This is a genomic window from Mycolicibacter sinensis (assembly GCF_001673565.1).
GTDB lineage: Bacteria > Actinomycetota > Actinomycetes > Mycobacteriales > Mycobacteriaceae > Mycobacterium > Mycobacterium sinense_C.
The window spans coordinates 101,569-125,005 of record NZ_LZMF01000126.1; the positions used below are offsets into that span (position 1 = coordinate 101,569).

23 protein-coding genes and 1 tRNA gene are annotated in these 23,437 nt (G+C 69.0%); 12 read left to right on the forward strand and 12 right to left on the reverse strand.

The window, feature by feature from the left end; translation table 11 throughout:
• Nucleotides 1-2: 2 nt before the first annotated feature.
• Nucleotides 3-1,217 carry a cytochrome P450 gene (locus tag A5648_RS17800; protein ID WP_065025800.1) on the reverse strand — a complete coding sequence of 405 codons (1,215 nt, stop codon included), beginning with the start codon at nt 1,215-1,217 and terminating at the stop codon, nt 3-5.
• 194 nt (nt 1,218-1,411) lie between these two features.
• Here A5648_RS17800 and A5648_RS17805 point away from each other — a divergent pair, with 194 nt between their 5' ends.
• Complete coding sequence (locus tag A5648_RS17805; protein WP_065025801.1) at nt 1,412-1,963, forward strand: TetR/AcrR family transcriptional regulator; 552 nt, start codon at nt 1,412-1,414, stop codon at nt 1,961-1,963.
• Nucleotides 1,964-1,988: 25 nt separating this feature from the next.
• Here A5648_RS17805 and A5648_RS17810 read toward each other — a convergent pair.
• The 5 genes from A5648_RS17810 to A5648_RS17830 form a co-directional block, all read right to left on the reverse strand.
• Nucleotides 1,989-2,061, reverse strand: a tRNA-Ala gene (locus tag A5648_RS17810).
• Between the two features lie 51 nt (nt 2,062-2,112).
• Nucleotides 2,113-3,210 (reverse strand): divisome protein SepX/GlpR, encoded by a 1,098-nt coding sequence (sepX, locus tag A5648_RS17815; RefSeq protein WP_065025802.1) that lies wholly within the window; start codon nt 3,208-3,210, stop codon nt 2,113-2,115.
• Between the two features lie 143 nt (nt 3,211-3,353).
• Complete coding sequence (locus A5648_RS17820) at nt 3,354-4,016, reverse strand: GNAT family N-acetyltransferase (RefSeq protein WP_109470837.1); 663 nt, start codon at nt 4,014-4,016, stop codon at nt 3,354-3,356.
• 10 nt (nt 4,017-4,026) lie between these two features.
• Nucleotides 4,027-5,295, reverse strand: coding sequence for a molybdotransferase-like divisome protein Glp (glp, locus tag A5648_RS17825; protein ID WP_065025803.1), 1,269 nt, complete (start codon nt 5,293-5,295; stop codon nt 4,027-4,029).
• A gap of 56 nt (nt 5,296-5,351) precedes the next feature.
• Nucleotides 5,352-6,263 carry a UTP--glucose-1-phosphate uridylyltransferase gene (locus tag A5648_RS17830; RefSeq protein ID WP_064856450.1) on the reverse strand — a complete coding sequence of 304 codons (912 nt, stop codon included), beginning with the start codon at nt 6,261-6,263 and terminating at the stop codon, nt 5,352-5,354.
• Nucleotides 6,264-6,356: 93 nt separating this feature from the next.
• On the opposite strand from A5648_RS17830, the gene A5648_RS17835 reads away from it, so the two are divergent.
• From A5648_RS17835 to A5648_RS17845, 3 genes are all read left to right on the forward strand, one after another.
• Nucleotides 6,357-6,965 (forward strand): 5-formyltetrahydrofolate cyclo-ligase, encoded by a 609-nt coding sequence (locus tag A5648_RS17835; RefSeq protein ID WP_065025875.1) that lies wholly within the window; start codon nt 6,357-6,359, stop codon nt 6,963-6,965.
• Between the two features lie 44 nt (nt 6,966-7,009).
• Nucleotides 7,010-7,354 carry an FmdB family zinc ribbon protein gene (locus tag A5648_RS17840; protein ID WP_065025804.1) on the forward strand — a complete coding sequence of 115 codons (345 nt, stop codon included), beginning with the start codon at nt 7,010-7,012 and terminating at the stop codon, nt 7,352-7,354.
• A 66-nt stretch (nt 7,355-7,420) separates the two neighbouring features.
• Entirely contained in the window at nt 7,421-8,065 is a 645-nt protein-coding gene (locus tag A5648_RS17845) for an SAF domain-containing protein (protein ID WP_065025805.1), read from the forward strand.
• A 4-nt stretch (nt 8,066-8,069) separates the two neighbouring features.
• Here A5648_RS17845 and A5648_RS17850 read toward each other — a convergent pair whose 3' ends face one another.
• The 6 genes from A5648_RS17850 to rpmF all read right to left on the reverse strand — a co-directional run bounded on the left by A5648_RS17850 (nt 8,070) and on the right by rpmF (nt 13,066).
• On the reverse strand, nt 8,070-8,510 hold the full coding sequence (locus tag A5648_RS17850; RefSeq protein ID WP_342707276.1) for an MscL family protein: 441 nt from the start codon (nt 8,508-8,510) through the stop codon (nt 8,070-8,072).
• Between the two features lie 219 nt (nt 8,511-8,729).
• Nucleotides 8,730-9,224 (reverse strand): MogA/MoaB family molybdenum cofactor biosynthesis protein, encoded by a 495-nt coding sequence (locus A5648_RS17855; RefSeq protein WP_065025807.1) that lies wholly within the window; start codon nt 9,222-9,224, stop codon nt 8,730-8,732.
• A gap of 100 nt (nt 9,225-9,324) precedes the next feature.
• Complete coding sequence (locus tag A5648_RS17860) at nt 9,325-10,635, reverse strand: S1C family serine protease (RefSeq protein ID WP_065025808.1); 1,311 nt, start codon at nt 10,633-10,635, stop codon at nt 9,325-9,327.
• Nucleotides 10,636-10,681: 46 nt separating this feature from the next.
• On the reverse strand, nt 10,682-12,136 hold the full coding sequence (locus A5648_RS17865) for a HAMP domain-containing sensor histidine kinase (protein WP_065025809.1): 1,455 nt from the start codon (nt 12,134-12,136) through the stop codon (nt 10,682-10,684).
• Nucleotides 12,136-12,828, reverse strand: a complete 693-nt coding sequence (locus A5648_RS17870) for a response regulator transcription factor (RefSeq protein ID WP_064920132.1) — start codon at nt 12,826-12,828, stop codon at nt 12,136-12,138. Before A5648_RS17870 ends, A5648_RS17865 begins: the two co-directional genes overlap by 1 nt.
• 64 nt (nt 12,829-12,892) lie before the next feature.
• The gene (rpmF, locus tag A5648_RS17875) at nt 12,893-13,066 is read right to left on the reverse strand and encodes a 50S ribosomal protein L32 (protein WP_013827873.1); all 174 of its coding nucleotides are present in this window, start codon (nt 13,064-13,066) and stop codon (nt 12,893-12,895) included.
• 187 nt (nt 13,067-13,253) lie between these two features.
• Here rpmF and A5648_RS17880 point away from each other — a divergent pair, with 187 nt between their 5' ends.
• From A5648_RS17880 to A5648_RS17915, 8 genes are all read left to right on the forward strand, one after another.
• Entirely contained in the window at nt 13,254-14,969 is a 1,716-nt protein-coding gene (locus A5648_RS17880) for an acyclic terpene utilization AtuA family protein (protein ID WP_065025810.1), read from the forward strand.
• On the forward strand, nt 14,966-16,114 hold the full coding sequence (locus tag A5648_RS17885) for an acyl-CoA dehydrogenase family protein (protein WP_065025811.1): 1,149 nt from the start codon (nt 14,966-14,968) through the stop codon (nt 16,112-16,114). The genes A5648_RS17880 and A5648_RS17885 overlap by 4 nt, the downstream gene beginning before the upstream one ends.
• A 57-nt stretch (nt 16,115-16,171) precedes the next feature.
• A complete protein-coding gene (locus tag A5648_RS17890) occupies nt 16,172-17,767 on the forward strand; it encodes an acyl-CoA carboxylase subunit beta (protein WP_065025812.1) in 1,596 nt (531 codons plus the stop codon).
• Nucleotides 17,768-17,775: 8 nt separating this feature from the next.
• Nucleotides 17,776-19,758: an acetyl/propionyl/methylcrotonyl-CoA carboxylase subunit alpha gene (locus A5648_RS17895; protein ID WP_065025813.1), complete on the forward strand. Its 1,983-nt coding sequence runs from the start codon at nt 17,776-17,778 to the stop codon at nt 19,756-19,758.
• Nucleotides 19,755-20,921, forward strand: a complete 1,167-nt coding sequence (locus A5648_RS17900) for an acyl-CoA dehydrogenase family protein (RefSeq protein ID WP_065025814.1) — start codon at nt 19,755-19,757, stop codon at nt 20,919-20,921. Before A5648_RS17895 ends, A5648_RS17900 begins: the two co-directional genes overlap by 4 nt.
• A complete protein-coding gene (locus A5648_RS17905; protein ID WP_065025815.1) occupies nt 20,921-21,718 on the forward strand; it encodes an enoyl-CoA hydratase family protein in 798 nt (265 codons plus the stop codon). The genes A5648_RS17900 and A5648_RS17905 overlap by 1 nt, the downstream gene beginning before the upstream one ends.
• Before the next feature lie 55 nt (nt 21,719-21,773).
• The gene (locus tag A5648_RS17910; protein ID WP_065025816.1) at nt 21,774-22,373 is read left to right on the forward strand and encodes a DUF1707 SHOCT-like domain-containing protein; all 600 of its coding nucleotides are present in this window, start codon (nt 21,774-21,776) and stop codon (nt 22,371-22,373) included.
• A 97-nt stretch (nt 22,374-22,470) separates the two neighbouring features.
• Nucleotides 22,471-23,385, forward strand: a complete 915-nt coding sequence (locus tag A5648_RS17915) for an oxygenase MpaB family protein (protein WP_065025817.1) — start codon at nt 22,471-22,473, stop codon at nt 23,383-23,385.
• Nucleotides 23,386-23,437: the final 52 nt, after the last annotated feature.

The window sequence follows — 23,437 nt, forward strand, 5'->3', positions numbered from 1 at the left end:
GGTCAGCGGATGTTCAGCTGCAACCGCTCAAGGCGACGGACCAAGATGCTGGGCAGCCAGTGGCCGACGTCGGCGGCCTCGATCCACGTGGTCTGCTCGAGCAGCATCCGAAAGACAATCTGGGCCTCCAGACGGGCCAGCGAGGCCCCAACGCAGAAGTGTGCGCCCTTACCGAATGCCAGGTGCCCTCTCCCGCCACTGCGATCGAGTCGAAAGTCGTTGGGGCCGTCGAAATGCCGGGGATCTCGATTGGCTGCACCCCACATCAGCAGCAGCCGCGAACCGGCGGGCAGCTCGACTCCGGCCAGGGTGGTATCTGCGACCACGTGCCGATAGTGGCCGCGAAATGGTGATTCGTAGCGCAGTGCCTCCTCGATGAAAGCACCCAGCAGGTCGGGGCGGGCACGCAGCTGCTCCTGGACGGTGGGGCGCTCGGCCAGGATCCGCGCGGCGCTGCCGAGCAGCGAAGCCGTCGACTCACCTGCCGCGCTGAACAGGGTGAGCATGATCGCGAGCGCCGGAAGCTGTTCCAACTCCCCGGATCTGGTGCGTGCGGCGAGGTCGCCGATCAGGCCGGGCCGGGGGTGATCGGCCGCCTTCTCGAAATGCTCCAGAACGTAGCCGGACAGCTCTATGGCGGCCACGCCGGCCGCCTCGAGCTGGGCCGCACTGACAATCCCGTCGAGCAGGGTGGTGGTGGCGTAGCCCAGCCGGATCAGCTTGTCGACATCATCATCCGGTAGCCCGAGCAGCCGGGCGACCACCGTCATCGGCAGCCGGTTGGCCATGGCGCTCATCCATTCAACCTGACCGCCGCCCTGTGCTTCCGACCACAGTCGCTTGGCAGTGGCGTCGGCGAACTCCTCGATGACGCGCACCCGCTTCGCCGAGAGGTGGGGCAGCAGCAACTTGCGGTGTCCGGCGTGCAGCGGATCGTCGGCGGTGGCCAGCGCATGCATCGGCCCGCCGAGCGGTCCCATGTCAAACGGTGTCACGGTCCCGTCGTCGTGGTAGACCATCGTGGCCGTCAGGTTCGACGAGAAGTCGTCGACGCGGTTCACGGCTTCGATGACGGCGTCCCAGCTGCACACCGCGTAGAAGACGGAATCGCCGATCCGATTCACTCCTCCGCGGCTGCGCATCGTGTCGTACAGCGGGTTGGGGTCTTGGATTGCGGCGTGGGCGAAGAAGTCGGTCGGGTCCACCACGGCACTCATGGCCACCAGGCTGGACTGGGCCCGTGACCTGCGTCAATGGTGCGGATCGAACTTGCGAGACGGTCTCGTCGACGACGCGCGCGGCCTTTCTCAGCCGCCCGGGCCGACCAGCACCGCAGCTGAGAGAAATGCCGAACTAGTTCTCACGGTGATAAAACAATGTCATGACTTCGCGCCAGGGAAATGGCTGACCGGTGGCGGCAAACGACTGGCTGATCGGCCGGGATCGCCACAGTGAGGGCGCTGACCGGATATACGCCGCAGCCGCTGAGCTCATGTCGCGTCAGGGCTACGACGCCTTCACCATCGACGCACTGGCTGCCCGCGTGCACTGCTCACCGGCGACCATCTACCGCCATGCCGGAGGTAAGACGGCGATCCGGGATGCGGTACTGACCAGGCAAGCAGAACGCATTCTCGACTCGGTCCGCGAAGCCATCACCGGGTTGTCGGGGTCTGAGCGCATCGTCACCGCGACCGTCGTCGCCCTGCAGCGCATGCGGGCCGAACCACTCGCACAGATCATGCGCACCATGACCGCGCCTCCCGGCACGGACTGGCTGACCAACTCCCCCGTAATCGCCCGGTTCGCCGCCGAAATGATCGGTGCCGACAACTCGGACCCACTGGCCGCGCAGTGGCTGATCCGGGTATTCCTGGCGCTCTGGTTTTGGCCTTTTCAGGACAGCGACGACGAAGAAGCCGCGGTACGCCGATTCCTTGGGCCGCCCTATATGGTCTGCTAACCGCCCCTGACCTGTCCAAACTCTGTGGAGCTAAGGGGAATCGAACCCCTGACCTTCTCGATGCGAACGAGACGCGCTACCAACTGCGCTATAGCCCCTGACGGCTTGTCAGGTTACCAGCCCCGGGCCGGTGTCCTGAAACCGAGACGCTATTGACCCGACGCCCGCGGCAGGTCGCCGCGCCAGTCGTATTCGCGCGCCGAGGTCGCGTACTCCAGGTGCTCGAACACCGGGTCCTCGTCGTCGATCTCCAGCACCGCGACGCCGGGGCGCCGCAGCCGCGACGGCACCACCTCGAACGCCTCGGCGCCGGCGTTGTCGCGCTGCGCCCGCGGACGCTCCGAACGCCGGGCCCGGCGCGCGCGCACCTGCTGCTCGATACGGGTCTGCCGGCGCAGGTAGGCCAGGTAGAGCACGGTCGCACCGGCCGCACCGCCGAAGATCCACCACGCCGTCGGTGCCACGGTGAAAGCCGTGAGCGCCGAGAGCACCAGGATCACCGCCAGCGACATCAGCACCCGCTTGCGGAACTCGTACTTGCGGGCGCTGACGGCGGCGGCCGTCTTGGTGTCGTAGCGACGTGGCCGCGCCGTTACGGTCGCCGACGAGTCGGCTTCGGCCTCCAAACCTGAGCTGTCCTCGACGTATTCGTACTCGTGGCCATCGGCGTCCGCCTCGGCAACGGCTTCCGGTTCGGCCTCCGCCTCGGCTTCGGCCTGAGCTTCAGCCTCCGCCTGCGCTTCAGCCTCCGCCTGCGCTTCAGCCTCCGCCTGTGCTTCAGCCTCGGCCTGGGCCCGCGCTTCGGCCTCAGCCCGTGCCTCGGCCTCTGCCTGCGCTCGCGCCTGCGCTTCGGCCTCGGCAACCAAACCCGCCTCCGAGAGCGGCAGCACGTCGGAATCCTCGGCGACGACTTCGACGTCGAGAACGTCGAGGTAGTCCAACTCGCCCTGCTCACCGGCCGCGGCGACGAAGACCCGCGGCCCGCTCTCGGCCGGCTCGTCGTCGTCGATGTCGTCGTCGACGTCGGCGTCGCTGCGCTGCCAGTCGGGATCACTGCGGTGACCGGCGGCCGGACCGCCGCGCTTGAGCAGCCGTGCGCTGGACCCACTGGTCAGCACCCGGGTCGCCAACGCCACGTCACTGGTGCGGCGCACCGCGTCTCGCTTGCTCACCAGCATCGGCACCAGTACGAACAGCCAGAGGACGACCAGTGAGATCCAGAGCAATGATTGCGGGATGCTGGGCATGAGGGCCTGCTCCTTTCCCAGCCAAGGCTAGGTCTCCTGACCCCACGGCCGGACGGCGCGCCGAGCCAATTACATAGATGTAATTTACTCGCTGACCTCGATAGTCACAACTATCACACGGGCAACACGACGGACGAATTCGCTCAGGTCCATGCGGCCCGGCCGGCGTGCACCAGGGCCGCGGTCACCGAGCCGGCGATTTCCTCGGCGGTGATCGCCACCAGCAGGTGGTCCCGCCACGCGCCGTCGACGTCCAGGTAGCGCTGCAACAGCCCTTCCTCGCGAAAGCCGGCCTTGGCCAACACCGCCCGGCTGGCCCCGTTCTCCGGCCGGACGGTGGCCTCCACCCGGTGCAGCCGCACCGGCCCGAAACAGTGGTCGAGCCCGAGCGCCACCGCCCCGGTCGCCACGCCCCCGCCGGCTACCGCACTCGACACCCAGTAGCCGATCCAGGCCGAACGCAGCGCACCGTGGGCGATGTTGCCGACCGTCAGCTGGCCGCAGAAGCGACCGTCGAGCTCGATCACGAACGGCAGCATCCGCCCATACCGGGCCTCGGTGCGCAGGCTCGAACACACCGGCGGCCACGCCGCCGAACTGTGCCGGGTGACCCAGTCCGCTTCGACGCTGGGCTCCCACGGCTCCAGGTGGGCACGGTCGGCCAACCGGATCCGGCTCCAGGCCACGCCGTCGCGCATCCGCACCGGTCGCAGCCGGATCACCCCCGCGGCCACCCGCAGCGGCCCGAGCACCGTCGGCCAGCCGGGGTGCTGGACGGCCTTGAACGGCCACAGGTTCACCAGCATCTACCCGGACTCAACCGCGCTGCGCCAAAAAGGCGACGTCCACGATCTCGCCGGTGGCGATCTGCTCGACCTCTTCGGGAACTACGACCAGACAGTTCGCCTCGGCCAGGGTCGCCAGCAGGTGCGAGGAGGTGCCCCCGCTCGCCCCGAGCACTTGCACCAGGTACTCGTCGGTCTGGTCGTCACGCATCAGCTGGCCCCGCAGATAGCCTTTGCGCCCGGGCATCGAACTGATCGGCCCCAGGGTGCGCGCCCGCACGACCCGGCGCATCGGCTCGCGTTTGCCCAGCGACAGCCGGATCAGCGGACGGATCATCACCTCGAACACCACCAGGGCGCTGACGGGGTTGGTCGGCAACAGGAACGTCGGTACCCCTTCCGGCCCGAGCTGGCCGAAGCCCTGCACCGAGCCGGGATGCATCGCGATCCGGGCGACTTCGATCTCACCGAGGTCTGACAGCGCCGCGCGCACCTCGTCAGCCGCCGCACCGCCCACGCCGCCGGCGATCACCACCACCTCGGCGCGGTTGAGCTGACCCTCGACCACCTCGCGCAGCTTCCGGGGCTCGCTGCTGACGATGCCCACCCGGTTCACCTCGGCCCCCGCGTCACGGCCGGCGGCGGCCAGCGCGTAGGAGTCCACGTCGTAGACCTGCCCGTTGCCGGGCGTACGGGTTACGTCGACCAGTTCGCCGCCCACAGCCAGCACCGACAGCCTCGGACGCGGATGCACCAGCACCCGGTCGCGGCCGACGGCGGCCAGCAGGCCCACCTGGGCGGCGCCGACGACGGTGCCCGCGCGGACGGCAACATCGCCGGGCTGCACGTCGTCACCTATACGGCGCACGTAGTCGCCCGGGCGCACGCCGCGCAGCACCCGGACCCGGGAATTGCCGCCGTCGGTCCAGCGCAGCGGCAGCACCGCGTCGGCCAGCGTAGGCATCGGAGCCCCGGTCTGGATCCGGGTCGCCAGCTTCGGTTGCAGCCGGGTGGGAGTGCGCGCCCCGGCTTCGATGGTGCCCAGCACCGGAAGGGTGACCGCGGAGGCATCGCGCTCGGCCGCCTCCGAGCTGTCTCCGATCGCCTCAGCACCGAACACGTCGACGCTGCGCACCGCGTAACCGTCGATGGCGGCCTGGTCGAAGGCGGGCATGGGCCGCTCGGCGATCACCTCTTCGGCACACATCAAGCCCTGCGCCTCGGCGATCGCCACCCGGACCGGACGCGGCGCCACCGCGGCAGCCGAAACCCGGGCCTGCTGCTCCTCAACCGAACGCACGGTGCGCCTTTCTCACAGCATCGGTCCGATTCGGGTTGGCCAGGACTGACTCCGCCTCAGTTCTCCGCCAAGCCCAGCCGCGCCACCAGCCACCGGCGCAGGTCCGGACCGTAGTCGTCACGATCCAAGGCAAAGTCAACCGCAGCTTTGAGGTAGCCGCCCGGATTTCCCAGGTCGTGTCGCGATCCGCGGTGTACGACCACGTGCACCGGGTGGCCTTCGGCGATCATCAGCGCGATGGCGTCGGTGAGCTGCACCTCGCCGCCGGCGCCGCGGTCGATGCGCCGCAACGCGTCGAACACGGCCCGGTCCAGCACGTAACGTCCCGCAGCGGCGAACGTCGACGGTGCGTCGGCGGCCTTGGGCTTCTCGACCATTCCCTTGACCCGCAGCACATCGGGGTTGTCGCTGTCGGGAACGGGCTCGACGTCGAAAACGCCGTAGGCACTGACGTCTTCGGGGCTGACCTCGATCGCGCACAGCACGGTGCCGCCGCGGCGGGCGCGCACCGCCGACATCGTCTCCAACACCCCGGTGGGCAGCACCAGGTCGTCGGGGAGCAGCACGGCGACGGCGTCCTCGTCGGCGGACAGGGTGGGTTCCACGCAACTGATGGCATGGCCCAGCCCGAGCGGCTCGGCCTGCACCACCGACTCCACCTTGATCAACTGCGGGGCCCGGCGCACCTTGGCCAGCATGGCCTTCTTGCCGCGCGCCTCCAGCGTGCCTTCCAGCACCAGGTCTTCGACGAAGTGGGCGACGACGCCGTCCTTGCCCTCGGAGGTGATGATCACCAGCCGCTCGGCACCGGCCTCGGCCGCCTCGGCGGCGACCAGCTCGATGCCGGGGGTGTCGACGACGGGCAGCAACTCCTTGGGCACCGTCTTGGTCGCCGGCAGAAACCGGGTGCCCAAACCGGCCGCGGGCACAATGGCGGTGCGCGGAATCGGAACCTTCGGAGTGGGCATTGTTCACACGATAACCGCAATCAACTCCACCTCCTCCCCTGGCGGTGGGCGAGCCGCTACTGACACGCTGAAGGCGTGACCGACAACGCGGCGATGGCCGCCAAGTCCGCGTTGCGCGCGCGCGTGCTCGCAGCCCGCCGCGCGGTACCGACTGACGTCCACGACGCCGAGGCCCGCGCCCTGGCCGGCCACCTGGAGCAGCTCGCCGAGGGCGCCCGCACCGTCTGCGCCCACCTGCCGGTGGGCGACGAGCCCGGTTCGGCCGCCATGCTCGACCGGCTGACCCAGCGCGGTATCCGCGTGCTGCTGCCGGTGGTGCGCACCCGCGACGACGGCACGCCGCTGGCGCTGATGTGGGGCGATTACGAGCCCGAGACCCTGGTTGCGGCCCGGTTCGGCCTGCTCGAACCGGCGCCACCGTGGTTACCGGCGGAGGCGCTGGCCGAGGCGGACCTGGTCGTGGTCCCGGCGCTGGCGCTCGACCGCCGGGGCGCGCGACTGGGCCGCGGCGCCGGCTTCTACGACCGCTCCCTGCTGCTGCGCCGGCCGCAGATACCGCTGGTGGGTGTCGTGCGCGACGACGAGCTGCTCCAGATGCTGCCCGCCGAGCCGCACGATGTGCCGATGACGCACGCCCTGACTCCGGAAAAAGGCCTCGTTGTGCTGGAATGCCGACGATCAAATAGTGGTTCTAGCACTTAGCACGGTAGAGTGCTAAGCCGATTGCCCGACTCACGGAGGTTCGCGTGCCCACTTACAGCTACGCCTGCACCGAGTGCAGCAACCGCTTCGACGTGGTCCAGGCCTTTACCGACGATGCGTTGACCACCTGCGAGGAGTGCAACGGTCGCCTCCGCAAGATCTTCGGCAAGGTGGGCGTGGTGTTCAAAGGCAGCGGTTTCTACCGCACCGACAGCCGCGATGCGGGTAAGAGCTCCTCGAATGGCAGCAGCACCACCAAGGCGGCCTCCGATTCCGGATCCGGCGGTTCCGGCGACGGCGGCAGCAAGCCGGCCGAGAAGTCCGCTGCAGACGGCGGCAGCAAGCCCGCCGACAAGCCCAAGGCACCGGCGGCCGCCGCCTCGGCCTAACCCGTTATCCACAGGCCCGCACCCGGACCGACTGTCCCGGGCGGGCCGGGCGCTTACCGTGGCGCCATGAGCGAGTCGCTCAACCCGACCTTGATCTCCCGCGTCTCGCAGGCGCTGCGCCCGGACTGGAGCCGCACGATGCGCGCACGGCGGGTGGCCGCCGGCGCCCTGGTGGTGTTGGCCGGCGTCGCGGCGATCCGCTCCGATCCGCAGGGCGACCACATCGACGTGGTGGTGGCCAGCCACGACCTCGCCCCCGGCACGACGCTGACCGCCGCTGACGTCTCAGTCGAAAACCACTCTGCGGAAACGGTTCCCGACGGTGTTGTCACCGAGATCTCGTCGGTGCTGCACACCACGCTGGCCGGTCCGGCACGCCGCGGCGAGGTGCTCACCGATGTCCGTCTACTGGGCAGCCGGCTGACCGAAGCGACCGCAGGGCCGGACGCGCGCATCGTCGGCGTGCACCCGGCCGATGCCGCATTGGTCGACCTGGTTCGCCCCGGCGACGTCGTCGATGTGGTGACGGCCGACGACGCGGCCGAGCCCCTGGGCGCGCCCAGGGTGCTGGCGTCCGGCGGCATCGTGGTGCTGGTGTCGGACAAGCAGAATCACGACGATCGGGTGGTGTTGGTGGCGTTGCCGGCCACCGCCGCGGTGGCGGTGGCCGGTGCCGCCCTGGCTCAGGCGGTGACGCTCACCTTGCGCTGAATCGTCAAGCAGCGACAGCGGGTTGCGGGCTGGCGCAGAACTTGCACTTGGTCGCTTCCGGGTCGATCTCGGACTTGCACTCCGGGCAGGTCTTGGTCGGCGCCGGGTCGCCGAACACCGTCTTGCCCCGTCGCTTCTGAATGCCCTTGTAGGGCAACACGATGAAGAAGTAGATGGTGGCCATGAACACGATGAAGTAGATGATCGCCGAGATGAACGCGCCGAGGTCGATGAAGGTCGCCTCGTTACCTTCCGCCCCCAGTTGGTAACCCAGCCCCAGCCCGGCGGTGTCCGGCTGCGCGGCCGAGACCAGCGGGTTGATCACGCTGTCGGTGAAGGCTTTGACCAGGTTGGAGAACGCCAGCGCGACCACCAGACCGATGGCGACGGTGATGACGTCGTCTCGCATCAGAAAGTTTTTGAACCCTTTTAACACCCGTTGCACCCCTTCCGGCCGGAATCACTGCGGGCAGCCTGCGCCGCCCAAGCGAACCGTAATTGCCGTTAACAGATCGGCGCGGGTGATTCGGCGAAGTCGAATCTCAACCGTGATGTGGCGGGACGTTGTCCCGCAGCCACCGCTCACGCTCCTGGATCTCGCGGGCGTCATCCGGATCGCGCTCGTCGGAAGACTCCTGGTGCTCGCCGAGGCCGGGCATAGGCGCTAGATTTCCAGGCTGGACAGCTGACCGATGATGTTGGCCGCCAGCGGGTTCAGCGTCGCCATCCCGTCGCGCACCGCAGCTCGGGAACCGGCCAGGTTGACCACCAGAGTGCTGCCCGAGACGCCGGCCAGGCCGCGCGACAACCCGGCGTCGGTGATCCCGGCGGACAGCCCGGAGGCCCGCAGCGCCTCGGAGATGCCGAGGATCTCGCGGTCCAGGATGTCGCGAGTGGCCTCCGGGGCGACATCGCGCGGGGTGACCCCGGTGCCGCCGACCGACACCACCAGGTCGACGCCGCCGATCACCGCCGTGTTCAGCGCGTTGCGGATCTCGACCTCGTCGTTGGCGACGGCGACCACGCCGTCGACCATGAACCCGCCCTCGGCCAGCAGTTCGGTGACCAACGGACCGCTGTGGTCCTCGTCGCCGTGCGCGGTGCGGTCGTCGACGACGACGACGAGCGCGCGGCCGGCGAGTTCTGTGGTCTGTTCCATGGGTGCAACCGTATATCGCGGATCCGACGGCGGTTTAGCGAGGCTCGACGAAGGAGAGGCGAAGCTGGAACCGCCGCATGAGCATGGAGTCACCAACCCGTCACTGCTGGGCTTTACCCAGGGTGACCTGCGCCGTCTTGGAGGCTCCGCTGGCATCCAGGTAGGTCAGCGTCACCTGGTCGCCGGGCGCCTTGGACCGAACGGCGGCCACCAGGGCGTCGGCGCTGCCGATCGGGCGTTTGTCGAACGCGGTCACTGTCACGCCTTCCGGCAGACCGCCTTTCGCCGCCGCCTCGCCCGGCACCACCTCGACCACCTTCGCGCCGTGCAGGCTGCGCTCACTGGTGACCCGCACCCCCAGCGAGGCGTGCGATGCGGTGTGATCCGGCGAGTTGATGAGTTCGTCGGCGATCCGCTTGGCCTGGTCCACCGGAATCGCGAAACCCAGGCCGATGGAGCCGCTCTGGGCTTCGGCGGAGTCCCCGCCCATCGTCGCGATCGCCGAGTTGATCCCCACCAGGTCGCCGTTCATGTTGACCAGCGCCCCGCCCGAGTTGCCCGGGTTGATCGCGGCATCGGTCTGGATCGCGTCCAGCACGGTGTTCTGGTTGCCCGCCTCACCGCTGGTGGACACCGGCCGGTTGAGCGCGCTGACGATGCCGGTGGTCACCGTGCCCTCCAGGCCCAGCGGCGACCCGACCGCCACCACGTGCTGGCCCACCCGCAGGTCAGCCGAGGACCCGAGCGTGATCGGGGTCAGATCGGAGACCCCCTGCACGCGCACCACGGCGATGTCGCTGGCCGGGTCCGTGCCCACCACGGTGAACGCTGCGGTGCGTCCGTCGAAGAACGTCACCGTGGTCCTCGGCGGCGCCTTGGAGGTCGCATCGGCCTTGGCCGCGGCGGCCACCACGTGGTTGTTGGTCAAGATCATTCCGTCGGCCGACAGGATGATGCCCGAGCCCTCCTCGGACTGGCGGCCCAGATCGGTCTCCAGCATGACGACGCTGGGCACCACCTTCGCCGCGACCTTCTCGACCGAACCGTCGGGCAGGGTCACCGCAGCGGGCACACCCGGCGACTGGAGGCTGCTGTGGCTGCCACCGGCGACCGGTTTGTGGTCGGAGCGCATTGCCGAGCCCACCACGCCGCCGGTCACGCCCGACAACACAGCGATGGCGGCCGCACCGGCCACCAGCGCCCCGGCGCGCGGGCGCTTCGGGGGCAGGCCCGAACCCGGGAGCGGCGGCCGGCCGTAGGAGCCGTCATAGCCGGAGCGGTAGGCGGGCTGCTGCGGCTGCTGGGCCGGTGACTGGGCATAGCGCCAGTCGTACGGCTGCTGTGGCTGGGGCCGCTGCCCGCCCTGGCCCGGCTGTTGCCGCGCCGGGGGGTAGCCCGGGTGGTTCATCATGTCGTTGCCTGCTCCTAGAGACCCGAAGTTTGCCTCACCACCATGCCTAGGTGGACTGAGAACCGCCTGTGACCGCCGTGGCCGGTACCTCGCCGGCCGAGGTGGCCCCGCCGGGCAGCACCATCCGGATCGATGTCCCGGGCGGGTCACCTCCGACGACGGTGTCTTCGATGGTGATCGCCCCACCATGCTTGAGCACCACCTGTTTGACGATCGCCAGGCCCAGGCCGGACCCGGGCATCGCGCGCGCCTGGTCGGACCGGAAGAAGCGCTCGAACACCAAGTCCCGCTCGTGCTCCGGGATCCCCGGCCCCTGGTCGGACACCACCATCTCCATGTGCGTCGGGTCGAGCTGGCGCATCCGCAGCCCGACGACCCCACCGGAGGGGCTCCACTTGGCGGCGTTGTCGAGCATGTTCAGCACCGCCCGCGACAGGCCCGCGGCGTCGCCGTAGACGTGCCAGGGAACCACCTGGATGTCGAAGTCGATGTCGTTGCGGCGCCGTCTGACTCGCTCCATGCTGCGGTCGACGACCTCGGTGATATCGACCTGTTCGAACGCCGCCTCGCGCCGGTCGTCACGGGTGAGGTCCACCAAATCGCCTACCAGCGTGGACAATTCCTCGATCTGGCCGATTGCATCAGCGCGCAGCTCGGCCATCTCCTCCTCGGGCAGCTGCGGTGCGCCCGGCGCCGCGGACGCCATCAGCAACTCCACGTTGGTGCGCAACGACGTCAGCGGGGTCTTCAGTTCGTGACCGGCATCGGCGACCAGCCGCGCCTGCCGTTCCCGCGACTCGGCCAGCGCCCGCAGCATCGCGTTGAACGCCTCGGTGAGCCGGGCCAATTCGTCGCTGCCGTAGACCGGGATGGGCCGCAGATCATCCGTGCGCGCGACCCGTTCGGCCGCCTCGGTCAGCCGGCCCACCGGCCGCAGGCCGGTCCGGGTAACCATCCCGCCGGCGATGGCGGCCACCACCACGCCGACCCCGCCGACGACCAGCAGCACCCAGCGCAGCTTCATGGTCACCGCCCGGGTGGGCGCCAGGCTCTTGGAGATCAACAACGTGCTGCCGTTGGGCAGATGCACTGCCAGCACCCGCTGGCCGGCCGCGGTGCGCCGCGACAGAAACAGCTCGCCGCGGATGACGGCCTTCTCCTGCTGTCCGACCGGCAGCCGCTGGCCGGGTTGGTTGGCGGTGTAGATCGACCGGCCGGGGTTGACCAGCATGGCGTTGACATCGGAGTAGGCGGTGCCCTCGATCGCCTTGCGGGGATCGGCAGCCAGGGAACCGCTGGCGATCAGCATCTCGGTGCGGCTCTGCAGCTGATTGTCGATGTCGTTGTACAGCGCCGCCGAGATCACCGCGTAGACGGCGACGGCCATCAACACCACCACCAACGCCACCATCGACATCGCCAGCAGCATCACCCGCCAGCGCAGCGACAGGGATGTGTTCTGCGCCGAAGCGCCGTCCTGCCGCCGGTGGAAAAACTGCATCAGGGAGGTGTCTCGCGAAGCACGTAACCCACCCCGCGCACGGTGTAGATCAGCCGCGGCTCCCCTTCGGCTTCGGTCTTACGACGCAGATACCCGATGTAAACCTCCAGCGCATTGCCCGAGGTGGGGAAGTCGAAGCCCCACACCTCCTCGAGGATGCGGCTGCGGGTAAGCACCCGGCGCGGGTTGGCGATCAGCATCTCCAGCAGGGCGAACTCGGTGCGGGTCAGGCTGATCTGCCGGTCACCGCGGGTGACCTCGCGGGTGACCGGGTCCAGCGTCAGGTCCTCGAAGGACATCGCCACCGACTCCGACAGGTCCTCGGCGGTGGTGCGGCGCAGCAGGGCCCGCATCCGCGCCAGCAGCTCCTCCAGGGCGAACGGCTTCGGCAGGTAGTCGTCGGCGCCGGCGTCCAGGCCGGCCACCCGCTCGGAGACCGAGTCGCGGGCGGTCAGCACCAGGATCGGCAGGTCGTCACCGGTGCTGCGCAGCTGCCGGCAGACTTCCAGGCCGTCGAGCCGCGGCATCATGACATCCAGGATCATGGCGTCCGGCCGATCGCTGGAGATCGCCTCGAGCGCCTCGACGCCGTCGGTGGCCAGCGAGACCGAATAGCCATTGAACGAGAGAGACCTGCGCAGCGACTCACGCACCGCGCGGTCATCATCTACAACCAGTACCCGGGTAGCCATAGGTGCTATCCAATCATTGATGGGCGATCTGGTGGGTAAAGCGCCGCTCGTGTCGGGAGCGTTATTAGCGACGATCCAGATCGATCAGACCCAGGCGAGCCGCCTTGAGCAGCCGTCGTGGCACCTTGTGTGCGCGCCCGGCGACCGACACGTTGACCAGGCCCGTTGCCTCGGCCTTCCACTGCGCGCGGCGAGAACGGGTGTTCGCGCGCGACATCCTGCGCTTCGGCACGGCCATGGTCGAGCCTCTCCTCAAGTTGACATGTTGCCGCTAGACGCCAGCGGCGGACTCCCGAAAGGATAGCGGGTGATCAGCGTCGGCTCCAAAATGACTTTTCCGACGATTGAGGGCGCCGGCCGCCCATCTTGACGCGACACCGGCGGTACCGGCTAACCTACCGGTTGGTTGAGGATGGGATGTGGGGATGACAGCAGCGGTTCGGATCGGCAACTGCTCAGGCTTCTACGGCGACCGTCACGCCGCAATGCACGAGATGCTCACCGGCGGTGACCTGGACTATCTCACCGGCGACTACCTGGCCGAGCTGACCATGCTGATCCTGGGCCGCGACCGGATGAAGCACCCGGAGCGCGGCTACGCCAAGACCTTTCTGACCCAGCTCGAACAATGCCTCGGCCTGGCTCGTGACAAGGGTGTTCGTATCGTGGCCAACGCCGGCGGGCTCAATCCGGCCGGCCTGGCCGACGCGGTGCGCGAACTGGCCGACCGCCTCGGCATCCCGGCCACGGTGGCCCACGTCGAAGGCGATGACCTGCTCCCCCGCGCCGCCGAGCTCGGATTGGGGACGCCTCTGACCGCCAACGCCTACCTGGGTGGCTGGGGCATCGTCGAGTGCCTGAGCGGTGGCGCCGACGTCGTGATCACCGGCCGGGTCACCGATGCCTCGGTGATCGTCGGCCCTGCGGCCGCCCACTTCGGCTGGGATCGCACCGACTACGACCAGCTCGCCGGGGCGGTGGTCGCCGGTCACGTGATCGAGTGCGGCATCCAGGCCAGCGGCGGCAACTACGCCTTCTTCACCGAGATTCCCACCGAGCACCTCTTGCATCCCGGCTTCCCGCTCGCCGAGATCCACGCCGACGGATCGTCGGTGATCACCAAACATCCAGGCACCGGCGGGCTGGTCAGCGTCGACACCGTCACCGCGCAGCTGCTCTACGAGGTCACCGGGGCCCGTTATGCCAACCCCGACGTCACCGCCCGGATGGACAGCATCGAACTGTCTTCCGACGGCCCCGACCGGGTGCGGATCTCGGGCGTGACCGGCGAAGCGCCGCCACCGACCTGCAAGGTGTCGCTGAACAGCATCGGCGGGTTCCGCAACTCCACCACGTTCGTGCTGACCGGCCTGGACATCGAGGCCAAGGCCGAGCTGCTGCGCACCCAGCTCGAAGCGGCGATGACCGTCCGGCCGGCCGAGCTGCAGTGGACACTGGCCCGCACCGACCACCCCGACGCCGACACCGAGGAAGCCGCCAGCGCCCTGCTGCACTGCGTGGTGCGTGACCCCGACCCGGCCAACGTGGGCCGCAAATTCTCCGCGGCCGGCATCGAGCTCGCCCTGGCCAGCTACCCCGGGTTCTGCGTCACCGCCCCGCCCGGCGACGGCCAGGTCTACGGCGTATTCACGCCGGGCTACGTCGACGCCACGGCGGTGCCGCACGTCGCGGTGCACCCCGACGGCACCCGGGTGGACATCCCGGCCGCGGCCGAGACCCGCACCCTCGAGCCGGCCGAGGACCCCGCCCTGCCCGAGCCGTTGCCGGCGGGCCCGACCCGGCGTGCGCCGCTGGGGTTGATCGCCGGCGCCCGCAGCGGCGACAAGGGCGGCTCGGCCAACGTCGGGGTCTGGGTGCGCACCGATGAGCAGTGGCGCTGGCTGGTCCACACGCTGACCGTGGAGAAGCTGCGGGAGTTGCTGCCCGAGACCGCCGAGCTGCCGGTCACCCGGCATGTGCTGCCCAAGCTGCGGGCGGTGAACTTCGTCGTCGAAGACATCCTCGGGCAAGGCGTGGCCTACCAAGCCCGATTCGATCCGCAGGCCAAGGGGTTGGGCGAATGGCTGCGCAGCCGCCATGTCGACATTCCCGAACCGTTGCTGTCAGAAGGGACACCGTGAGCATCTGGACCTCCCCCGAGCGTGACGCGCTGCGCAAGACCGTGCGCACTTTCGTCGAACGCGAGATCGCACCGAACGTCGATGAGTGGGAACGCACCGGCGAGCTGCCCCGCGAGCTGCACCGCAAAGCCGCCGAGGCCGGCCTGCTGGGCGCCGGCTTCCCCGAGGAAGTCGGCGGCGGTGGCGGCGACGGTGCCGACGCGGTGGTCATCTGCGAGGAAATGCACCAGGCCGGGGCCCCCGGCGGGGTGTTCGCCTCGCTGTTCACCTGCGGTATCGCCGTGCCGCACATGATCGCCTCGGGCGACACAAGGCTGATCGAGGAGTTCGTCGCTCCCACCCTGGCCGGGGAGAAGATCGGATCGCTGGCCATCACCGAACCCGGCGGCGGCTCGGACGTCGGCCACCTGCGCACCACCGCGCGCCTGGACGGCGACCACTATGTGGTCAACGGCTCCAAGACCTTCATCACCTCCGCGGTGCGCGCCGACTACGTGGTCACCGCGGTGCGCACCGGCGGGCCGGGGGCGGCCGGGGTGTCACTGCTGGTGGTCGAGAAGGGCACGCCTGGTTTTGAGGTGACCCGCAAGCTGGACAAGATGGGCTGGCGGTCCTCGGACACCGCCGAACTGTCCTACGTCGATGCGCGGGTGCCGGTGGCGAACCTGGTCGGCGCCGAGAACACCGGCTTCGCCCAGATCGCCGCGGCGTTCGTCTCCGAGCGCGTCGGTTTGGCCGCGCAGGCCTACGCCAGCGCGCAGCGCTGCCTGGATCTGACCCTGGCGTGGTGCCGGGACCGGGAGACCTTCGGTCGGCCGCTGATCTCCCGGCAGGCCGTGCAGAACACCCTCGCGGAGATGGCCCGCCGCATCGATGTGGCCCGGGTCTACACCCGCCACGTCGTCGAGCGGCAGCTGGCCGGGGAGTTCAACCTTATCGCCGAGGTGTGCTTCGCCAAGAACACCGCGGTGGAGGCCGGCGAGTGGGTGGCCAACCAGGCGGTGCAGCTGTTCGGCGGGATGGGCTACATGGCCGAATCGGAGGTGGAACGCCAGTACCGCGATATGCGGATCATCGGAATCGGTGGTGGAACCACCGAAATCCTGACCTCGCTGGCCGCGAAATCCCTAGGTTTCCAATCGTGATCACTCCCCTCCTCCTCATCACTCCGCAAGCTCCGTTCTGCATCGTCAGGGGTGGCTATGACCGTCCTTAAGTCCACCCTCGACTCCAGCTCCCCTGCCTACACCGAGGCGGCAGCGGCGCTGACCGACAAGCTCGCCGAACTCGACACCGAACTGGCCAAGGCCTTGGCCGGGGGCGGCGCCAAATACGTCGAGCGCCACCACGCCCGCGGCAAGCTCACCGCGCGCGAGCGCATCGAGGCGCTGATCGACGCGGACTCCCCGTTCCTGGAGCTGTGTCCGCTGGCCGCGTGGGGCAGCGACTTCCAGGTCGGGGCCAGCCTGGTCACCGGGATCGGCGCGGTCGAAGGCGTGGAGTGCATGATCGTTGCCAACGACCCGACGGTCAAGGGCGGCACGTCTAACCCGTGGACACTGCGAAAAATTTTGCGGGCCAATCAGATTGCGTTCGAGAACCGTCTCCCGGTGATCTCCCTGGTGGAGTCCGGCGGAGCTGACCTGCCCACCCAGAAGGAAGTCTTCATTCCCGGCGGTCAGATGTTCCGCGACCTGACCCGACTCTCGGCCGCCGGCATCCCGACCATCGCGCTGGTGTTCGGCAACTCCACCGCGGGCGGGGCGTATGTGCCCGGCATGTCCGACCACGTGGTGATGATCAAGGAGCGCTCGAAGGTGTTCCTCGCCGGCCCGCCGCTGGTGAAAATGGCCACCGGCGAGGAGTCCGACGACGAATCCCTCGGCGGCGCCGAGATGCACTCCCGCACTTCGGGTCTGGGTGACTACTTCGCGAACGACGAACTGGACGCGCTGCGGATCGGCCGCCGGATCGTGGCCCGGCTGAACTGGGTCAAGCAGGGGCCCAAACCCCTCGCGGTCGTCGAGCCGAAGTACGACACCGAGGAGCTGATCGGCATCGTGCCGGCCGACCTGCGGATCCCATTCGACCCGCGGGAGGTGATCGCCCGGATCGTCGACGGCTCGGAGTTCGACGAGTTCAAGGCGATGTACGGCTCGTCGCTGATCACCGGCTGGGCCCGGCTGCACGGCTACCCGGTGGGCATCCTGGCCAACGCGCGCGGCGTGTTGTTCAGTGAGGAATCCCAGAAGGCCACCCAGTTCATTCAGCTGGCCAACCGGTCCAATACCCCATTGTTGTTCCTGCACAACACCACCGGGTACATGGTCGGCAAGGCCTACGAAGAGGGCGGCATGATCAAGCACGGCTCGATGATGATCAACGCCGTGTCGAACTCGACGGTGCCGCACATCTCGCTGCTGATCGGCGCCTCCTACGGCGCCGGGCACTACGGCATGTGCGGGCGGGCCTACGATCCGCGGTTCCTGTTCGCCTGGCCATCGGCCAAAGCGGCGGTGATGGGCGGGGCGCAGCTGGCCGGGGTCATCTCGATCGTCAGCCGCGCCGCCGCCGAAGCCCGCGGCCAGCAGGTGGACGAGGCGGCCGACGCCGCGCTGCGGGCCGCCATCGAAGCCCAGATCGAGGCGGAGTCACTGCCGATGTTCTTGTCCGGCCGGCTCTACGACGACGGGGTGATCGACCCGCGCGACACCCGCATCGTACTGGGAATGTGCTTGTCCGCCATCGCCAATGGCCCGGTCGAGGGGACGTCGAACTTCGGCGTCTTCCGGATGTGAGGACTCCCATGATCAGCAAAGTTCTGGTGGCCAACCGCGGCGAGATCGCCCGCCGGGTCTTCACCACCTGCCGCCGGCTGGGCCTGGGCACGGTCGCGGTCTACACCGATCCTGATGCGGGCATGCCGCACGTCGCCGAGGCCGACGAGAAGGTGCGCCTGCCGGAGACCACCAGCTACCTGTCGGCGGAGGCGATCATCGCCGCGGCGCAGGCCGCCGGTGCCGACGCCGTGCACCCGGGCTACGGATTCCTCTCCGAGAACGCCGAATTCGCCGCCGCGGTGCAGGCCGCCGGACTGACCTGGATCGGGCCGCCGGTGGGCGCGGTGACCTCCATGGGTTCCAAGATCGAGGCCAAGAAGCTGATGGCCGCCGCCGGGGTCCCGGTGCTCGAAGAACTCGACCCGGACACCGTCACCGCCGCGCAACTACCGGTGCTGGTCAAGGCGTCGGCCGGCGGCGGCGGCCGCGGTATGCGGGTGGTCAGCGAGTTGTCGGCGCTGGCCGATGAGGTCGCGGCCGCCCAGCGCGAGGCCGCCTCGGCATTCGGCGACCCGACGGTGTTCTGCGAGCGCTACCTGCCGACCGGGCGCCATATCGAGGTTCAGGTGATGGCCGATGCGCACGGAACGGTGTGGGCGGTCGGCGAGCGGGAATGCTCGATCCAGCGCCGCCACCAGAAGGTCATCGAAGAGGCCCCCTCCCCGCTGGTGGAGCGCATCTCCGGGATGCGGGACAAGCTTTTCGAGGCGGCCCGGCTGGCGGCGAACGCGATCGGCTACACCGGCGCGGGCACCGTGGAGTTCCTGGCCGACGAGGACGGCGCGTTCTACTTCCTGGAGATGAACACCCGACTGCAGGTCGAACATCCCGTCACCGAGGAGACCACTGGCTGCGATCTGGTCGAGCTGCAGTTGGCGGTGGCAGACGGCGCCCGACTCGACCCGGAACCGCCTGCGGCGCAGGGCCACTCCATCGAGGCGCGGTTGTACGCCGAGGACCCGGCCCGGGGGTGGCAGCCGCAGGCCGGGCTGGTGCACGCCATCGACATCCCGGGGGTGACCGCGCGGTTCCACGGCCTGTGCCGGCACACCGGCGTGCGGCTGGACTCCGGCATCGAGGACGGGTCCATGGTGTCCATTCACTACGACCCGATGCTGGCGAAGGTGATCAGCTACGCGCCCACCCGGCGTCAGGCGGCGGCGGTGCTGGCGGGCGCACTGGCGCGCGCCCGGCTGCACGGCCTGCGCACCAACCGCGACCTGCTGGTCAACGTGCTGCGCCACCCGGCTTTCCTCGACGGTGCGACCGACACGGCGTTCTTCGAGACCCACGGACTGGCCGAGCTGTCCGCGCCGCTGGCCGGCGCCGCGGCCGTGCGGGCGTCGGCAATCGCGGCCGCGCTGGCCGACGCCGCGCACAACCGGGCCACCGCCGTGGCGTTCGGCTCCATTCCCGGCGGCTGGCGCAATCTGGCCTCGGGATACCAGACCAAGACCTACACCGACGACGACGGCACCGAGCATCGGATCGAATATCGTTTCACCCGAACCGGATTGACCATCAACGACGAGGTCAGCCTGGTCTCGTCCACGCCGGACGAGGTGGTGTTGGCCGATTCGGCCGGCGTCGCGCGCACGTTCACCGTCGCCCGTTACGGCGCCGACATCTATGTCGACTCCCCGGCCGGTCCGGTGCACCTGGTGGCGTTGCCGCGATTCCCCAATCCCGAATCCGCGGTCGAACAGGGGTCGCTGCTGGCGCCGATGCCCGGCAACGTGATCCGGTTGGGTGCCGCCCTCGGCGATCCGGTGACCGCCGGACAACCGCTGATCTGGCTGGAAGCCATGAAGATGGAGCACACCATCAGCGCACCGGCCGACGGGGTACTCACCCACCTCAACGTCAAACCCGGAGACCAGGTCGAGGTCGGCGCCGTGCTGGCCCGCGTCGAAAGTCTCGAAACATCAGCAGAAGGAGATTCCCAATGAGCGACACCAGCTTCATCGAGAGCGATGAGCGTCGTGCCCTGCGCGAGGCGGTCGGGGCGATGGCCAAGAACTACGGCCAGGACTACTACCTGGAGAAGGCTCGCGCCGGTGAGCACACCGACGAATTGTGGAACGAGGCAGGCAAACTCGGCTTCATCGGGGTGAACCTGCCCGAGGAATACGGCGGCGGCGGCGCCGGGATGTACGAGCTGTCGCTGGTCATGGAAGAGATGTCGGCCAACGGCTGCGGCCTGTTGATGATGGTGGTGTCGCCGGCCATCAACGGCACCATCATCTCCAAGTTCGGCACCGACGAGCAGAAGAAGCGGTGGATCCCCGGCATCGCCGACGGCTCGTTGACCATGGCGTTCGCCATCACCGAACCCGACGCCGGATCGAACTCGCACAAGATCACCACCACCGCGCGCCGGGACGGCTCGGACTGGATCCTCAAGGGGCAGAAGACGTTCATCTCCGGCGTCGACCAGGCCCAAGCGGTGCTGGTGGTCGGCCGCACCGAGGACGCCAAGACTGGCAACCTGCGCCCGGCCCTGTTCGTGGTACCCACCGACGCCGCCGGCCTGAGCTACACGCCGATCGAGATGGAGCTGATCAGCCCGGAGCGTCAGTTCCAGGTTTTCCTCGACGATGTGCGGCTGCCGGCCGACGCGCTGGTGGGTTCTGAGGACGCCGCGATCGCGCAGCTGTTCGCCGGGCTCAACCCCGAGCGCATCATGGGCGCGGCCAGCGCGGTCGGGATGGGCCGGTTCGCGATCGGCAAGGCCGTCGACTACGTCAGCACCCGGCAGGTCTGGAAGACCCCGATCGGGTCGCACCAGGGCCTGTCGCACCCGTTGGCGCAGAACCACATCGAGATCCAGTTGGCCAAGCTGATGATGCAGAAGGCGGCGACGCTCTATGACGCCGGTGATGACTTCGGCGCCGCCGAGGCGGCCAACATGGCCAAGTACGCCGCCGGGGAGGCCTCGACGCGGGCGGTCGACCAGGCCGTGCAGTCCCTGGGCGGCAACGGCCTGACCAAGGAGTACGGCATCGCCGCGGCGGTGACGGTGTCGCGGCTGGCCCGGATCGCGCCGGTGAGCCGGGAGATGATCCTCAACTTCGTCGCGCAGACGTCGCTGGGCCTGCCCCGGTCGTACTGATGGACACCCTGGTCTCCTACGCCGGGCCGGAGGACACCGGAGACGGGTCGGCCCGGCTGACGCTGGATTCGCCGCACAACCGCAACGCGCTGTCGAGCCGGCTGGTCGCCCAACTGCATGCCGGCCTGCGCGACGCCGCCGCGGACCCGAACGTGCGGGTGGTGGTGCTCGGTCACACCGGCAACACCTTCTGCGCCGGCGCGGACTTGAGCGAGGCATCCGGCGGCCCAGATGCCAGTCCCGGCGACCTGGCCGCCGACCGGGCCCGCGAAATGGCGGCGTTGCTGCGGGCGATCGTCGAGTGCCCGCGGCCGGTGATCGCCGCGGTCGACGGCCACGTGCGGGCCGGCGGGATGGGCATGGTCGGCGCGTGCGATATCGCGGTCGCCGGACCGGCCAGCACCTTCGCGCTGACCGAGGCCCGGATCGGCGTGGCGCCCTCGATCATCTCGCTGACCCTGCTGCCCAAGCTGTCTCCGCGGGCCGCCGCCCGCTACTACCTGACCGGGGAGAAGTTCGGCGCGGCCGAAGCCGCCGCGATCGGGCTGATCACGCTGGCCGTGGAGAACGAAGCGGACCTCGAGTCCACCGTCGCCGGTCTGGTGAGCGATCTGCGGCGGGGTTCCCCGCAGGGGCTGGCGGCCTCCAAGGCGCTGACCACCGCCGAGGTGCTGGCCGGGTTCGACCGCGACGCCGAGCGGCTCAGTGTGGCCTCGGCACGGATGTTCGTCTCCGACGAGGCCCGGGAAGGGATGCTGGCCTTTTTGCAGAAGCGTCCACCTAGCTGGTCCTTGTAGCCACTTCGGGCAACCTTGCGTACGGCATAGCGGTTCGTCGTAGGCTCTGTAGCCGATGAGGAACTCAGCCGGGCGAGGCCACGACACCCACGGCATGCCGTCGCGTGCCGCGGACACCGACCGGATCCAGTTGGCGCAGCTGCTCGGCGACGCCGCTGCGCAGGGCCAACTGCCGATGAGCGAGTACGAGGACCGGCTGGCCAAGGCCTACGCGGCGCAGACCTACGACGAGCTCGACGGGCTGCGCGCCGACCTTCCGGGTTCCTCGGTGTGCCCGCACCGCGGCGGCGACTGCAAGCCCGCTCCCTCCACGCTGCTGCTGGCGATCCTGGGTTCGTTCGAGCGGCGCGGGCGGTGGAACGTGCCCAAGCGGCTGACCACCTTCTCGCTGTGGGGCGGCGGCGTGATCGATCTGCGCTACGCCGACTTCACCGCGACCGACGTCGAGATCAACGCCTACTCGATCATGGGCGGGCAGACCATTTTGCTGCCGCCGGAAGTCAACGTCGACATCCGGGGCCACGGGGTGATGGGCGGCTTCGACCAGCGGGTCGACGGCCGAGGCACCCCCGGCGCGCCCACGGTACGGGTCCGCGGCTTCTCGCTGTGGGGCGGCGTGGGCATCAAGCGCAAGCAGCGCAAACCACGCAGCTGAGCCACCCTCAGCAAGTTGACACCGCGCTCGCAACTCGGCAATATCAGGAAACAGACGTTCTCACAATTGCCGTTCCCACGATGTGCGAGGTGCAGTCATGACGATCAGCGAGCCGATTCCTTTGGTGGAGCGTTCGGTGAGCGATTCGGCAGTTACCCACGCCGCACCTCGTCGGCGTTCGCTGCTACCCCAGGTCGCCTGCACCGACAACATGATGATGGGTGTGGCCCTGTTGGCCGGGCCGGCCAACGTGATCATGCAACTCGCGCGTCCCGAGGTGGGTTATGGCGTGCTGGAGAGCCGCGTCGATAGCGGGCGCGTCGACCTGCACCCGATCAAGCGGGCCCGGACCACGTTCACCTATCTGGTCGTCGCCACCCAGGGCAGCGTCGAACAGCAGGCCGCGTTCCGGGCGGCGGTGGACAGTGTCCACCGGCAGGTTCGCTCGATCGACGACAGCCCGGTGAAGTACAACGCCTTCGACCGCGATCTGCAGCTGTGGGTGGGCGCCTGCCTGTACAAGGGCAACGTCGACATCCACCGCATCTTCCTCGGTGAGATGGACGACGAGCACGCCGACCGCCACTACCACAACGAGGGCAAGGCCATGGCCACCATGCTCCAGGTTCCCGAGGACATGTGGCCGGCGGACCGGGCCGCCTTCGACCGGTACTGGCAGGAGCAACTGGACAAGGTGCACATCGACGACACCGTCCGCGCCTACCTCGAGCCGATCGCCGCCAGCCGGATGCGCGGCTTGACCCTGCCGGGGCCACTGCAGCGGGCGAACGAACGGCTCGCCTTGCTGATCACCACCGGATTCCTGCCCCAGCGCTTCCGCGACGAGATGCAGCTGCCGTGGGATGCGCAGCGGCAACGCCGGTTCGACCGGTTGATGGGCCTGATCCGCGGAGTCAACAATCTGCTGCCCGGGTTCCTCCGCGGCTTCCCGTTCAACCTGATTCTGTGGGATCTGGATCGGCGCATCCGCACCGGCCGTCCGCTGGTGTAGCAGCCGTCGAGGTGAATTGACGTCGCTGCGTCCGCCGGTACGCTTTGACCTC

Bases quoted from the DNA above. Each gene is read 5' to 3' on its own strand.
- A5648_RS17800 (WP_065025800.1), bottom strand. From the start codon at position 1,217: ATGAGTGCCGTGGTGGACCCGACCGACTTCTTCGCCCACGCCGCAATC.
- sepX (WP_065025802.1), bottom strand. From the start codon at position 3,210: ATGCCCAGCATCCCGCAATCATTGCTCTGGATCTCACTGGTCGTCCTC.
- A5648_RS17820 (WP_109470837.1), bottom strand. From the start codon at position 4,016: ATGCTGGTGAACCTGTGGCCGTTCAAGGCCGTCCAGCACCCCGGCTGG.
- A5648_RS17830 (WP_064856450.1), bottom strand. From the start codon at position 6,263: ATGCCCACTCCGAAGGTTCCGATTCCGCGCACCGCCATTGTGCCCGCG.
- A5648_RS17835 (WP_065025875.1), top strand. From the start codon at position 6,357: ATGGCCGCCAAGTCCGCGTTGCGCGCGCGCGTGCTCGCAGCCCGCCGC.
- A5648_RS17845 (WP_065025805.1), top strand. From the start codon at position 7,421: ATGAGCGAGTCGCTCAACCCGACCTTGATCTCCCGCGTCTCGCAGGCG.
- A5648_RS17855 (WP_065025807.1), bottom strand. From the start codon at position 9,224: ATGGAACAGACCACAGAACTCGCCGGCCGCGCGCTCGTCGTCGTCGTC.
- A5648_RS17860 (WP_065025808.1), bottom strand. From the start codon at position 10,635: ATGATGAACCACCCGGGCTACCCCCCGGCGCGGCAACAGCCGGGCCAG.
- A5648_RS17865 (WP_065025809.1), bottom strand. From the start codon at position 12,136: ATGCAGTTTTTCCACCGGCGGCAGGACGGCGCTTCGGCGCAGAACACA.
- A5648_RS17870 (WP_064920132.1), bottom strand. From the start codon at position 12,828: ATGGCTACCCGGGTACTGGTTGTAGATGATGACCGCGCGGTGCGTGAG.
- rpmF (WP_013827873.1), bottom strand. From the start codon at position 13,066: ATGGCCGTGCCGAAGCGCAGGATGTCGCGCGCGAACACCCGTTCTCGC.
- A5648_RS17880 (WP_065025810.1), top strand. From the start codon at position 13,254: ATGACAGCAGCGGTTCGGATCGGCAACTGCTCAGGCTTCTACGGCGAC.
- A5648_RS17890 (WP_065025812.1), top strand. From the start codon at position 16,172: ATGACCGTCCTTAAGTCCACCCTCGACTCCAGCTCCCCTGCCTACACC.
- A5648_RS17895 (WP_065025813.1), top strand. From the start codon at position 17,776: ATGATCAGCAAAGTTCTGGTGGCCAACCGCGGCGAGATCGCCCGCCGG.
- A5648_RS17900 (WP_065025814.1), top strand. From the start codon at position 19,755: ATGAGCGACACCAGCTTCATCGAGAGCGATGAGCGTCGTGCCCTGCGC.
- A5648_RS17905 (WP_065025815.1), top strand. From the start codon at position 20,921: ATGGACACCCTGGTCTCCTACGCCGGGCCGGAGGACACCGGAGACGGG.
- A5648_RS17910 (WP_065025816.1), top strand. From the start codon at position 21,774: ATGAGGAACTCAGCCGGGCGAGGCCACGACACCCACGGCATGCCGTCG.
- A5648_RS17915 (WP_065025817.1), top strand. From the start codon at position 22,471: ATGACGATCAGCGAGCCGATTCCTTTGGTGGAGCGTTCGGTGAGCGAT.